Source organism: Streptomyces sp. MMS24-W38 (genome assembly GCF_059889265.1).
Genome location: NZ_JCBCPP010000001.1, coordinates 6,989,216 through 7,001,645 on the forward strand (window position 1 = coordinate 6,989,216; position 12,430 = coordinate 7,001,645).

Sequence of the window (12,430 nt, forward strand, 5' to 3'; positions counted from 1 at the left end):
TTATTAACTCGTCCTTTTGATCTTCGTTTGGGTGGGGTCTGAGGTAAGGAACGCGGCCACGTCGGCGGGTGTACAGAACCGGACAGTGGAGGCGTTGACGTGGTGGCCGTGTGCTTCCAGGAGAGGCCGGACTTCCTGGTTCGCTCGGCTGATGGTCGCGGCGGCGACACCGAAGAGCTCGCCCAGGAGGTTCACGGTGGCGAGTTTGCGCAGGTGGAGCACGGTGGCCAGGATCCGGTCCTCGGGTGTGAGTTTGGCTTTGGCGCCTGTGCCGGGAGCTACCAGGCGCTCGTGCCCGCGACGGGTGCGAAGGGTCTGCTCGCGTTGCAGTTCCAGCTCGGGAATCAGTGTGTCGATCAGTTCGCCGAGCTGTCGGTCGGACATGCCGGTGAGTTCGGGGTGTCGCAGGGAACGCGACGTCAGAGGTGGTGGGTTGTTCGTCGGCTGCTGGTTCGTCGTGTGGCTGGCCGGGGTCTCTTGCGGCGATGGTTGGGGGTGGAGGGTGTAGTTCCAGTCGCCGTGGAAGCGGTGGCGGGTGATCGGCAGGGCGGCGATCTCGTCGTCGGTGACCTGGATGCCGGTGGGGTAGCGGTTGGTGTCGAGTTCGGCGTGCACGGTCAGGCCGGTTCTGGTGGTGGTCGCGGCGATGCTCTGGACGATGACTTCGTGACTGGTCAGGGGCCTGCCACGCCAGTTCATGGTGATGTGGGAGAACAGCCGGTGCTCGATCCGGTTCCACTTCGAAGTACCGGGACAATGCCGTTGTTTGAAGGTTCATTGAGTTGGTAGTGACGGACTGAGCGTCGCGCCGTTATGCGGGGTGTGCATCCGTGGAGCGGGGTATCTGAGCGAGTGCGGCTGGGCTTGATCACACAGTGGGTGACGCCCGAGTTGGTGGACGAGGTCCTGTCGGAGTGTCGCAAACGGGACCGTCGGCCGGGAGCGTTGCCGGCGGGGTTCATGGTCTACTTCACACTCGCGCTTGCGCTCTTCCACCAGGACTCCTACGACGATGTGGCAGAGCAACTGGTAGGTGGAATACAGGAGTTGAGCGAGTGCATCCCGCACAAGGCGTCTTTCACCCGGGCTCGGGAGCGCCTGGGACCGGAGGTTGTCGAGCGGATCTTCCACCGCCTGGCCGGTCCGCGGGCCCCTGCGGGGCTGGCCGGGGCCTTCTACCGGGGGATGCGTCTCGCTGCGGTCGACGGGTTCCTGCTGGACGTGCCGGACAACGAGGCCAACCGACTCGCCTTCGGCGGCCCGAAAGACTCCAGCGGGAAACCGGGCGGGTTTCCGCAGGTGAGAGTCGTGACGCTGACCGAGACCGGCACGCACTCTTCCATCGACGCCCGGGTGGGCGGCTACAACAGCGGTGAACGCGACCCAGCCGTGGCAATGGCCGCCTCGGCCTCCGGGATGCTCGTGATCATGGACCGGGGGTTCCCCGGGGTGGAGTTATGGAAGGCGTATACCGGCGCCGGTGCCCACCTGCTGCTGCGGGCCCGCTCGTGTGTGGCACGCCGCCCGGTACGCCACCTGCCCGACGGCACCTATCTGGCGCGCATGAACCTCGCGGGGCAGAAGGGCGCCCATCCGGGCGGTGTGCTGGTGCGCGTGATCGAGTACCGCGTCGACGGGGGCGAAGTGATCAGGCTGCTGACCGACCTCTTCGATCACGACGCCTACCCAGCAAGGGAGTTGGCGGTCTTGTATCACGAAAGATGGGAGGTGGAATCGGCCTATCGGCAGATCAAGACCTTCCAGCGGGGCCGGCAGGAAGTTCTGCGATCCACCGACCCGCAGCTGGTGCGCCAGGAAGTGTGGGCGCACCTGGTCGTGCACCACTGCCTGACCGGCATCATCATGCAACTTGCCGACAGCAACGGCATCGACCCGGACCGCATCTCGTTCGTCAAGGTCCTCAAGCACACCCGACGCAGCGTGGTCCGTCAGCTCGCCGACACCCCGCCGAAGATCCGCAGGTTCCTGACCGCGCTGGCGGCGAAGGTCCGCCGGAAACTCGACAGCGGCACCCGCCGACTGCGAGAGGTAGACCGCTTCCTGAAACGGCCCAACTCGCTGTACTCCTACCGACCGAAGGGCAAACCGAAAGCCCTACCACGCCACGTACCCGCCAGGACCATCACACTGCAGGCGACGATAGTTCAGTAGTCAAACAACGGCATTGAGTACCGGGAGGCAGGTGGCAGACAGTGATCGTCAGGCCGGACTCGGCTGCGAACCGGGCGAGCTCGGTCTTCCAGGTGCGGGTGCGATACCCGTTGGAGCCGCCCGCGTCGGCGGTGATCAGCAGCCGGCCCGCCGTGGGATAGGCGTCTCGTCCTGCTTTGTTCCACCAGCGGCGGATGGATTCGACGGCAAACGCGGCGGTGTCGTGGTCGGTGCCCACATTGACCCAGCCGGTGTCCGCGGCGACGTCGTAGATTCCGTAGGGCACCGCTCTGCCCAGCTCGCGGTCGGGGAAGTCGTGGGTGTCGACCCGCACCGGCTCGCCCCTGGGCTCCCATTCACGGCCGCTGTTCTTGAAGGGGCCGACCAGTTCCTTCTTCTTCGTGTCCACGCTGATCACCGGCTGGCCGCAGTCCTGGTGGTGGCGGGCCTGGTCGTTGAGATAGCGGAACTGGGCGTCCCGGTCGGGGTGCTGCTTGCCCTCCAGGGTCTTGGCGTTGCTCTGCAGGCTGAAGCCCTCCTCTCGCAGCAGGTCGCCCACCGTGTCCGCGCAGATCCGGTGGCCTTGGCGGGTCAGTTCCTCGGCGAGCCTGCGAGTGGATTTGGTGGTCCAGCGCAGCGGTGACATGGGGTCCCCGCGGACGTCGGGCTCGACCAGGGCGAGGAGCGCCGCCCGAAGTGCCGGGTTGAGGTCGACGACGCGTTTGCGGCCGCCGCCGGCTCTGCGGACACGTCCCAGCGGGGTCTCACCGGAGTCGAGTTCCCGTACCCCGAGCGACACAGTGGCCTCACGGACACCGGCGGCACGGGCCACCGCCCTGATTCCGCCGTGGCCGAGCGACCGGGCCTCTGCCCCTATCAGCAGACGACGCTGCCGCTCGTCCAGATGCGGCAGGATCGCCTCGAACTTGGCGGCCAGCACGTCCCGTTGCCCTTCCAACCCGCTCATACCAGAGCAACGACCCGTCGAGCGGGAAGCCACGGGTTAAAGATCTGCACGCCCTTAGGGAGCCTCCGGCGCCGTGGTACCCCTTGTCCCCCCAGCAGCGGATGCCGGCTTCGGGCAGGGCAGCGATGATGCCGTGTTCGCGGGCCGCGCGGATGTCGTGGACGGCTCCGGACATCCAGGCCGGCGGCGCGGCGTCCGCCGTCGCGGAGGTAGACCTCACCCAGGCCCTCGGCGGCCATGCCGCACAGCTGCTGCTCACTGGCGCCGGTCTCCTGGGCGTCGAAGAGGCGCGCCGCGTGCTGCGGGGGCAGGGCGAGGGCGAGGTGGCGGAGGCGGGCGTCGTCGGTGGTGCCGGGCGCGGCGGTGAAGCCGAACCGGGCGCGGGTGTCGACGACCAGGCCGGTGCGGGTGACGGCCCGGCGGCGGGCGCGCTCGCGGACGCGGGGCTACCGGCGGGCGCGCACCGCGTCCTCCAGGCGCCGGGCGAGGTCGGCACGGGGCCGGCGGATCCGGTCCTTCACGTACCGCTCCACGGTGCGCTGGGAGATGCCGAGCGCGTCGGCCTGGTGGTGTTGGCGAGGAGAAGGGGCAACGCCTGGCGGGGAGTTCTGGGAACGCTTGAGCGGGCTCGACACCGCAGAAATGTCGGAGAGTTCCAGCGGCACCGCCGATCAGCCAAGCCGCTTCAGCGGCAAGTATCCGTGCTGTGCGAGCAACTGCGTAGCCGGTCGGCCGGGGGCAGGCCCGGGCTTGTCCCCGGACTGCCCCGTGATCCACGGCCCGCTGGTGACTGCGGAGAGCGTTCAGTCCCTCGTCTCGGCGGCCAGGAAGGCGCTCAGGCTGTCGAGAAGCATGGTGCTGCCCTGCTCGGCCATGTCGCGTTCCTGAGCGGTGTCACAGGTCTGGCGGAGCACGATCTGTGTGTGGCGGCCGTCCTGCTCGTCGAGTTCCATGGTCATGGCTGCGGGCTCGGGCTTGCCGGGTACGTCCATGCCGATCCCCAGACGGCGGTTCTCGGCGACCTCGAGATAGGAGCCGGTCAGCGGGAACTGTCCGCCGTCGGAGGTGAGCATCGTCGCCTTCCACGTTCCGCCCGGCCGTACGTCCATCTCGACGGAGCCGGCAGCGGCGCCTGCCCACCGGGCGTACTGCTCGGCGGTGGTCCACGCGCGCCACACCTGCACCACGGGGGCGTCCAACGTTCGGGTCAACGTGTAGGAGAAGCCGTTGGCCGCGGTGGTCTGCTCAGCACTCATGTCTCGTCTCCTGGTCTCGGTCTCGCCCTTGGTCGGGTGTCACACCGGTAGACACCCGCGGGCGCGGAAACTCATCGGGGTGCTGCGACCTCTCGGCTTCCTGTCAGCAGACCACCTGAGGATCCATCGCCTCATGACAGGGAAATCCGAGGCCCGCGTCATCCCCGTGTCAGCGGCAAACCGTCACCCGCTCCCACCGGGACCAGCGAAAAGACGGCGGAAAGCAGCCGCCGGCGACTGCCGGCCACTCCACTGGCACGAACCCGACACATCGCACTGGCCCACCGACACCCTCACGAGTTCCCCCTCGCCGGGCCCGGCGGCCGTCAGCCCACCCGCCGACGTCAGGGACCACACACCTACGATGCTCCGTATGACTCATTCCACACACCGGGTCACATCCACACCACGGGGGAGCACACACATGCGCAGGGCAACGACCATCACGGCGCTCATCGCGGCGGCCGGGCTGATGACCGCGTGCGGCAGCAGCGGCAACGACGCCAAGAAGGAGCGCGCCGACAAGGGCACGGCCACCTCGTCGTCCAAGCCGGCCTCCGAGGGCCAGGACAAGACGTACCAGGTCACCCTCGAAGTCGGCGGCGAGGGCAAGTCCAGCGTCTACTACAACCTCGACACGAACCGCTCCGAGCAGGTCACGCTGCCGTGGAAGAAGTCGGACAGCCTCACCTTGAACAGCACCGAACGCAAGGTCGGGACCATCGTGTCCGTCGTGCCGGGGCCGGTGAAGCTGTCCAACGGCCAGCTCGGCGCAGCTTCTTGCTCGATCACCGTGGACGGGAAGAAGGTTACCGAGGACCCGGGCGGCGTCGACGGCAAGCACATGTGCGAGTACACCCTCCGCTGACAGCACGCCGACCGACGGCGCATGTGGTCGGTGGCCGCCCCCGGGCTGTTGGCTTCCGCGTGCGCCCGGGCGAGGCGTTGTCAGTGGCCGGGGGCACACTGACGGGATGAACGTCTCCTCGTCCACCCCAGCCGATGCGGCCCCTGCCTGCCCGGTCTGAGTGGAGTCGATGGGCGGCCCGTTGGTCGTCGTCCCCCTCTCGGCGCTGGCCGCCTGGGGCGGGTGCACGCAGACGGGGATGGTCGTGGGAGACGCAACCGCTTCGGACGACTACGACCGGGCCTGTGCGGTGGACGGCCCGGCCGGGGCGATCGCTGTGGGGCAGAGCGGCGCGCAGGCGCTGGTGTTGGCGGACGAGCCCGCCACGAGCTGCTATCTGCCCGAGCGCCGGGCCTTCCTGCGCTGGCTCGCTGCCGACGGTGAGGCCGGGCCGAGGGCCGCGGCCGAGATCGTGCTCGCGGATCCCGCCACCGTGTGGGAGGAGTGCGGCGCGTGGGTGACGGACGGCCCGGCCGTGCTCATGGACTCCGTCGAGGCAGGCACCGAACTGGGCGTCGAGTACCCCGGCGGTGGGAGGCCCGCCCAGGCGCCGGTCCCGCTGCCCGCCGGCCGCTGGAGGGTCCGCGCGGTCCACACCAAAACGGATGAGGGGCCCCGGGTCGGCCTGGTTCACCTTCTGCCCGCCGACACCTGAACGGGAAGAGCCTGGGCCGGGTGTCCTCGCACAGGCCGCTTGCGAATCTGCACCGGAAGGACACCCCGCGGCCTGCGGCAACCTCACGAGCCGTCACAGCGAAAAACCGCACCCCGCGGTCACCACCACCCCATACCGGGTGGCGAACTCCCAGCTCACCGACCTGAAACCAGCGCTGGAGGGCGCTGGTGTCACCACTCCAGAAACCGGTGACATGGAGACGCAGGTTCGCACCCGGCGCCATCACACCCCAACGCCCCGTCAGACACCCACGCACTCAACAACGGGACAACGCCACGGAAAGCCTGCCTGTATGCCGCCCCCGGGTCGAGGCTGGGAATCACCACCCGGAGGGCTTCGCGGTGCCCATAACGCGGCTGACGGTGATCTCGATGACGACCCGGTTCGGGTTAACCCGCGGGGGCTTGTACCGCTCGGCGTACCGGCGCTCGGCATCGGCGACGGAGGCGGGATCGTCCTTGATCACGGCTGTGCCTTCGAGAGTGCACCAGCGCCGGCCTTCGACCTGCCCCACGGACACGCGTGCCTCGGTGCCGACGGCCAGGGCGGCGCGGACGTTGCGCGCCTTCTTGCTGCCGCCGTCGGTGATGACGCGGGCAATCCGTGCCTCGGGGTCGTAGGTGACGCCGACTGGGGTGAGGTGCGGAGTGCCGTCAGGCCTGAGCGTGGTCAGGAAGCACGTGCGGCGCTCCCGCCAGAACATGTCGTCCCCGTCAGCAGGCTGCGATGCTCTGATGTCCAACGTCGGTCTCCTCGGTGCGAACGGCTCAGCGCGACGTCCACGAGCTCGAAGAGGCGGGGAGGCCGACGGTTCAACCGTAACGGGCCGCCCTGGCCGGGCCCCGCCAGGCCCACGACCTGCACGCTCTCGGGACCTCAGGTGAGGGCAAGCCTGCGCGCCCCTGGTGGTTACTGACTTCGGCGCTTTGGGGTCACGGTAGTGACAGTCCGGTCTCGGCTATGAAGCCGTCGAGTATCGTGGGCCGGTACTGCAGGCTCTTGAGCCGGTTGCGGACCAAGGCCGCGAGTCGGCCGACCGTCCCGGCGGCGAGGTTGGCCAGGCTTCCCCTGCACTGCGACCACACCCCCTCCACCGGATTCAACTCCGGCGCATACGCGGGCAGCAGGAAGACCGTCAACCAAGGCCGCACGGTGTCGACGGTCACGCAATTCCCCAGGGGGTGTGGTCACGTAATTCCCCAGGAGCCGGCGAGAGAGCGCGGAGCGTTCGCCCTGCGGCCGCAACAAAATCGTTCGACGGCGCTGGCCCGGGCAGGCCATGATCCACACTCGTGACGGCGACAAAGCGGTTCCCGATCGAGGCGGCTGCCCGCAACAACGCAGAGTGGTGCGCGGTGATGAGCCGATCGCACGGTGTGAGCAGCGAGTTCGGTCGGCAGGCATGGTCCGCTCCGGTCCGGACGCCGCTGTACTACCCCGACGCGGTGACGCTGGTGCCGGGTGCCGATGAGGCTGCGCTGCTGGCCCGGATCGATATTGGGGTGCCCGGCGCCTGCGTCAAGGACAGCTTCGCCGACCTCGACCTGACGCAGGCGGGCTTCCAGGTGCTGTTCGACGCGCAGTGGATCCACCGCCCGGCGAGCGCTCCGGCCGCCGCTCCGGACCTTGCCTGGGACGCGGTCCGCAGTCCAAAGATGCTGCGGGCCTGGGCGCTCGCCTGGGACGGCGGGGCGGGCAACGCGGACCTGTTCCGGCCTGAGTTGCTCGACGATCCGGCCACCTTCGTGCTTGCCGGTCGCTCCGCTGACGGCCACGTGGTCGCCGGGGCGGTGGCCAGCCGCAGCGACCAGGTGGTCGGGATCTCCAACGTCTTCGCGCGGGAGGGTAGCGGTGACGCGGTCTGGCCGGTGGTGCTGAACGCGGTGCAGGGGCTGTTCCCCGGCCTGCCCGTGGTCGGCTATGAGCACGGTGAGGACCTGAATGCTGCCGTCCGCCACGGGTTCGAGACGATCGGCCCGCTGCGGATCTGGCTGCAGAGCTGACCGACTGCCGACGGTCAGCGTTTCCGCAGGGGCTGTGGTCACGTAATTCCCCAGCCCCTGGCGTCGGCATCGGCTACTTGGCCGGGACGGCCGCTCCCTTGGGACGCTTGTTGGGCCGGTAGCTGGGGCCGTTCATGATGACCTGGTGGCTGGCGTTGATCAGCCGGTCCAGCAGCGACTCGGCGACGACCGGGTTGGGGAAGAGGGGATACCAGTCGCTGGGCGCCCGGTTGCTGGTGATGACCAGGGACCGGCCCTGCCGCTCGGAGACGAGCTCGTAGAGGTCGTCGGCCTGGGGTGCGGTCAGCTGGCGCATCGCGAAGTCGTCGAGGATGAGCAGGTCGGGGCGGACGATCTCGCGCAGGCGCTTGTCCCAGGTGCGGTCCGCGTGGCCGCCGGCGAGCTCGGCCAGGATGCGGCTGGTCTTGGCGAAGCGGACATTGGCGCCCTGGCGGACGGCCTGATGGCCAAGGGCCTGGGCAACGTGCGTCTTGCCGACGCCGACCGGGCCGAACAAAATGACGGACTCGCCGGAGTGGAGCCAGCGCAGGGCCGCCAGATCGCGGATCTGGGCGGCCGGCAGCTTCGGGGAAGCGGTGAAGTCGAAGCCCTCCAAGGTGGCCTGCTGCTCGAACCTGGCCTTGCGCAGGCGGCGTTCGAGCGCGACGCTCTCGCGGCGGCTGATCTCGTCCTGGCAGAGGACCTGGAGGAAGTCGAGGTGTCCGAGTTCGCCGCCCTGGGCCTGGGTGAGGCGGGCGTCGAGCGTCTCGAGCATCCCGGACAGCCGCAGCGTCTTGAGCGAGTCGCGCAGGGCGGTAGTCATCACGCTCATCGGGCGGCCTCCTCGGCGTCACCGCGGTCCTGGTCGTCGTGGACATCGCCCGGCATCTGGGCGGGGATGGTGGCGGCGAACAGGCCCTCGGGCCCGTGCAGGAAGGCCGCGGCCCCGGCGTCGCCGGTCTCCGGTTCGGGGTCGGTCTCGGTGCCGGCGACCAGGATGCCCTTGATGGTGCGGTAGGACGGATCACCGACCGCGACCGCCTTCCGGCAGGCGGCCTCGAGCCTGGTGTCGCCGTACTTCTTCCGCAGCCCGAGGATCCCCTGGGCCGCGCGGAGCCGGTAGAGGGCGTTGACCTCCAACAGTTGGTCGATCACCTCCCGGCAGGCGTCCCCGACCTGGGATGCCTGGCCGCGGCACCAGATCGGCGTCCGCATCTGGAAGGCGATCTTCTCGGGCGGGTAGTCGCCTCTGTCGGTGCGCTTGCCCTGCTCCAGGGCCGCGTGCGTCTTGACCAGCTCCCCCTCGTGGAAGATCTGCACCATGGTGGCGGTGGAGCGGACATCGACGCGGCGGCCGATCAGCTTCCAGGGCAACGAGTAGAGGGTGCGGCCGACCTTGACGTGGATGTCCGGGCCGACCATCGCCTTCGACCATCGGGCCAGCACGAACGGCTCGGGCGGCAGCGGCAGCAGGGCCGGTGCCTCCACCGCCTCGAACACGGACAAAGGCTTCGCGCCGTCCAGCGGGCGGCACTGCCGCTGCCCGGCGACGTTCCTCGCCCAGGTCAGGGCCTCGGCCTGCATGTGCTCGGTCGAGGTGAACGTCCGCCCGCTCCAGAACGAGTCGCGGACATAGGGCATGGGCCGCTCCACCCGCGGTTTGTCCTTCGGCTTCAAGGCGCGAGCCGGGTCCACCAACGTGCCGTAGTAGGAGGCAAGTTCGGCATACGACTTGTTGATCTGCGGGTCGTAGAGATCCGGCTTGTCCACCCCGGTCTTCAGGTTGTCCGGCACCAGACGCCGCGGGATGCCGCCGAAGAAGCGGAACGCTTCCACGTGCGCGAGGGTCCAGGCGTGCTGGTCCATGTGCACCACCGGGCGCACGAACATGTGCCTGGAGGCGGGCAGCACCATCACGAACGCCCAGATCCGGTGCCGCTTGCCGGTGGCCGGGTTGATCCACTGCCCCAGGAAGCCGTAGTCGATCTGGGCCTCCGAGCCCGGCTCGACGTCCTCCCGCAGCACCGTGACCTTGGAGCGGGCCGCCTCCTCGGGCAGGTTCTCGTGCACCCAGCGGCGGAACGTCGACAGCGACACCTGCAACTTGCCTTCATCCCGCAGGCGTTGGTGGATCGTGGTGACCGTCGTCGTCTTCAGCAGTTCCTTGACGTCGTCGCGGTGCGGCTCGATCTCTGCCCACCTGACCTGGTTCAGCTTCCGGCCGGCCAGCTCCGGAAACCAGCTCTTGACCAGCTTGGCCCAGTCCGTCTCACTCATGGGTGGCCCGCCCGGGGTGATCCCGGCCGCCTCCGCCGGCGCCAGGTACTTCCTGATCGTCTTGCGGTCCACCCCCAGCGAGGCGGCCACCTGGCTCTTGGAGCGGCCCGCGTACCAGTGCACGTAGATCTCGACGATGTCGACCACGGTGAACGTTCTCCTTGCCATCCGGCGTGTCCGTCGGCCTCTCGGCTCGCGGATCGAGGGACCGCGACGACTCCGAGAGGTCCCAGGTCCTCGACCCGGCACCGGCATGCCCATGGGGAACCCGACCGATTCGCAGGGAATGGTACGCAGTGACTCAAACCACCCTAAACAGGGAACATTGCGCCAGTTCGAGCACGGTCGGCGACATCCTCGGTGGTCAGCGTCCCGGTGGGGAGTCGTGACCACGGGGGTGGGGAATTACGTGACGCTGATCATGAAGATCGTGGGGAATTGCCTGACCGCTGACACGCACGGCGACCAGTTGCCGCATCGCCTTCGAGGTGTGGGTGCCCAACCGGTCCCAGAGCAGGACGATCGGCGCCTTCACCAGCTGATGCGCGCTGTCGATCAGCCGGATGTAATCATCCTCCGACAGGCTGCGCCGCTCGCCCCTGCGGCCGCGGTGGACCCGAAGGCGGTAGCACAGCCGGGTCCGCGACCCGGGCCGCATCGCGATCAGTCCTGCCATGGAGATCCAGCCCGAGCTTCGGCGGCCGGACACCCTCACCAGCGGGGTGTGTCCGCGTCGGCCCCTGGGGGCGCCCCCAGGGGCCGACGCTGCTGCTGGCTGGCCTCGTCCTCGAAGCAGATCCAGCCGCCGGCGGCTGCCCTTGTCCTTTTACCTCCGGCCAGGTGCTCTCCTTTCAGGCGGTGATCGCCGCCTCGTCGCGCTCGGCCGCCCGGCGGGCGGGCATCTGTGGGGTGAAGCCGACCCGGCGCATCAGCCGGGTCGCCCCGGAAATGCTGTAGACACCTCAGGTGTTCAGCGTGTCAAGCGGCTTCGGCTAGTTCGACGGGGAAGGCAGTGTGTTCGTCGAACAGTTCGGTGTGCTGGAGGCAGTGGTAGAGCTGGCCGATCATGCGGTTGAACAGGTGGCGCTGGGCGCCGGCGTGCCAGTCGCCGCAGTCGTCGCGGCGGTGGCGGTAGTGGGCTTTGGCGCCGGGTGAGGCGTTGGGGGCGGAGAAGGCCCACAGGTAGCCGGCCGCGTTGAGTCGGTCGTTCTTGGCCCAACGGCGGGTGATGGACGACTTCTTGCCCGAGGCGCGGGTGATGGGCGAGGAGCCGGCGTATGCCTTCAGGCCGCGGGCGTCGGTGAAGCGGGTGCGGTCGTCCCCGACCTCGGCGAGCACCCGGGCGCCGAGCTGGATGCCGAGGCCGGGGAAGGACAGGTAGATGTCAGCGTCCGGGTGTTGAGGGAACACCTCCTCCACCGCCTTCGCGAGCCGGTCGGCGGCGGTGCAGGTGGCCTCCAGCTGGATCAGCAGGGCCAGCATCTGCTCGCCGAGGGCGTCCTCCACGAGCGGAGGCTGGTGGGCCCACTCGGCGCGGAGGACCTCTTGCAACCGGTCGGCCTCCGCCTCGATGCCGCGCTGGCGTCCGGCGCGCTTTGAGGGTGGCTTGGAGCTGTGTGCGGGGCAGACGGGCCGCGCGGGTGGGGTGGGGGAGGCCTTGAGCAGGGCGTGGGCCTCGGGGCGACACAGGCCGTTCTTCCACTGCTGCGGCCCCTGATCAGGAAACTGCCCTCTTCAGTGCGAAACCAGGCGTCAAGCGTCTCGCCATCCTGACAAGGTCCTGCTCAGACGGCATCACCCTCGCCATGATCCATGAGACGCGCCATCTACACCGCCCACGGAGCTTCCAAAACGCCTTGTCATTCCACCAGTAAGTCGCGGTTCGACCTGTCACCCCGCAGGCCAACGACCCTGCCCCTGCAAGATCTAATGAGACGGGACAATTCTCATTGCGTCGCGCGCTGAGCGACGACGTTTGCCCCGTACGTAGGGGGTGATCTCATTTTCCTGGTCCGGTTCTCGCGGTACCTGTCATGGTCGTTTTCGGCAGGTATGCGGAGCAGGGGGTGGCGATGGACCTGGGTCCCCGTCAGGGGCGCGGGGTCCCTGCGAGCTGCGGCTGCGCCGCGTGGGCGCGGGTGATCAGAAGCGATGCCGCAGGACGGCAGCCAG

8 protein-coding genes and 7 pseudogenes are annotated in these 12,430 nt (G+C 68.8%); 4 read left to right on the top strand and 11 right to left on the bottom strand.

The window, feature by feature from the left end; genetic code table 11:
- Positions 1–3: 3 nt before the first annotated feature.
- Positions 4–753: pseudogene (locus tag AC6F7H_RS30815) on the bottom strand (helix-turn-helix domain-containing protein); the annotation flags it as partial.
- Between the two features lie 60 nt (positions 754–813).
- Here AC6F7H_RS30815 and AC6F7H_RS30820 point away from each other — a divergent pair.
- Positions 814–2,172 (top strand): IS4 family transposase, encoded by a 1,359-nt coding sequence (locus AC6F7H_RS30820; protein WP_500760890.1) that lies wholly within the window; start codon positions 814–816, stop codon positions 2,170–2,172.
- Positions 2,173–2,188: 16 nt separating this feature from the next.
- Here the strand turns inward: AC6F7H_RS30820 and AC6F7H_RS30825 are convergent.
- From AC6F7H_RS30825 to AC6F7H_RS30840, 4 genes and pseudogenes are all read right to left on the bottom strand, one after another.
- Positions 2,189–3,139: pseudogene (locus AC6F7H_RS30825) on the bottom strand (ISAzo13 family transposase); the annotation flags it as partial.
- 52 nt (positions 3,140–3,191) lie between these two features.
- Positions 3,192–3,329 (bottom strand): annotated as a pseudogene (locus AC6F7H_RS30830) (IS5/IS1182 family transposase); the annotation flags it as partial.
- A pseudogene (gene tpg, locus AC6F7H_RS30835) lies at positions 3,313–3,702 on the bottom strand (telomere-protecting terminal protein Tpg); the annotation flags it as partial. The pseudogenes AC6F7H_RS30830 and tpg, both read right to left, overlap by 17 nt.
- Positions 3,703–3,942: 240 nt before the next feature.
- Positions 3,943–4,395: an SRPBCC family protein gene (locus AC6F7H_RS30840; RefSeq protein ID WP_500760893.1), complete on the bottom strand. Its 453-nt coding sequence runs from the start codon at positions 4,393–4,395 to the stop codon at positions 3,943–3,945.
- 424 nt (positions 4,396–4,819) lie between these two features.
- Here AC6F7H_RS30840 and AC6F7H_RS30845 point away from each other — a divergent pair, with 424 nt between their 5' ends.
- Both AC6F7H_RS30845 and AC6F7H_RS30850 read left to right on the top strand, forming a co-directional pair.
- Complete coding sequence (locus AC6F7H_RS30845) at positions 4,820–5,263, top strand: hypothetical protein (protein WP_500760895.1); 444 nt, start codon at positions 4,820–4,822, stop codon at positions 5,261–5,263.
- Between the two features lie 169 nt (positions 5,264–5,432).
- Positions 5,433–5,957: an Imm21 family immunity protein gene (locus AC6F7H_RS30850; protein WP_500760897.1), complete on the top strand. Its 525-nt coding sequence runs from the start codon at positions 5,433–5,435 to the stop codon at positions 5,955–5,957.
- A 340-nt stretch (positions 5,958–6,297) separates the two neighbouring features.
- Here the strand turns inward: AC6F7H_RS30850 and AC6F7H_RS30855 are convergent, their stop codons facing one another.
- A complete protein-coding gene (locus tag AC6F7H_RS30855; RefSeq protein ID WP_500762152.1) occupies positions 6,298–6,681 on the bottom strand; it encodes a PPOX class F420-dependent oxidoreductase in 384 nt (127 codons plus the stop codon).
- Positions 6,682–6,910: 229 nt separating this feature from the next.
- Positions 6,911–7,126 (bottom strand): annotated as a pseudogene (locus AC6F7H_RS30860) (transposase); the annotation flags it as partial.
- 144 nt (positions 7,127–7,270) lie between these two features.
- On the opposite strand from AC6F7H_RS30860, the gene AC6F7H_RS30865 reads away from it, so the two are divergent.
- Positions 7,271–7,981, top strand: a complete 711-nt coding sequence (locus AC6F7H_RS30865) for a hypothetical protein (protein ID WP_500760900.1) — start codon at positions 7,271–7,273, stop codon at positions 7,979–7,981.
- A gap of 73 nt (positions 7,982–8,054) precedes the next feature.
- Here the strand turns inward: AC6F7H_RS30865 and istB are convergent, their stop codons facing one another.
- The 4 genes and pseudogenes from istB to AC6F7H_RS30885 form a co-directional block, all read right to left on the bottom strand.
- Complete coding sequence (istB, locus tag AC6F7H_RS30870; RefSeq protein ID WP_500760902.1) at positions 8,055–8,813, bottom strand: IS21-like element helper ATPase IstB; 759 nt, start codon at positions 8,811–8,813, stop codon at positions 8,055–8,057.
- Positions 8,810–10,405 (bottom strand): IS21 family transposase, encoded by a 1,596-nt coding sequence (gene istA / locus AC6F7H_RS30875; RefSeq protein WP_500762154.1) that lies wholly within the window; start codon positions 10,403–10,405, stop codon positions 8,810–8,812. The genes istB and istA overlap by 4 nt, the downstream gene beginning before the upstream one ends.
- 307 nt (positions 10,406–10,712) lie before the next feature.
- Positions 10,713–11,214 (bottom strand): annotated as a pseudogene (locus AC6F7H_RS30880) (winged helix-turn-helix domain-containing protein); the annotation flags it as partial.
- A gap of 22 nt (positions 11,215–11,236) precedes the next feature.
- Positions 11,237–11,959, bottom strand: a pseudogene (locus tag AC6F7H_RS30885) (transposase); the annotation flags it as partial.
- Positions 11,960–12,430 lie beyond the last annotated feature (471 nt).

Bases quoted from the DNA above. Each gene is read 5' to 3' on its own strand.
- AC6F7H_RS30820 (WP_500760890.1), top strand. From the start codon at position 814: ATGCGGGGTGTGCATCCGTGGAGCGGGGTATCTGAGCGAGTGCGGCTG.
- istB (WP_500760902.1), bottom strand. From the start codon at position 8,813: ATGAGCGTGATGACTACCGCCCTGCGCGACTCGCTCAAGACGCTGCGG.
- AC6F7H_RS30855 (WP_500762152.1), bottom strand. From the start codon at position 6,681: ATGTTCTGGCGGGAGCGCCGCACGTGCTTCCTGACCACGCTCAGGCCT.
- AC6F7H_RS30840 (WP_500760893.1), bottom strand. From the start codon at position 4,395: ATGAGTGCTGAGCAGACCACCGCGGCCAACGGCTTCTCCTACACGTTG.
- AC6F7H_RS30850 (WP_500760897.1), top strand. From the start codon at position 5,433: ATGGGCGGCCCGTTGGTCGTCGTCCCCCTCTCGGCGCTGGCCGCCTGG.
- AC6F7H_RS30845 (WP_500760895.1), top strand. From the start codon at position 4,820: ATGCGCAGGGCAACGACCATCACGGCGCTCATCGCGGCGGCCGGGCTG.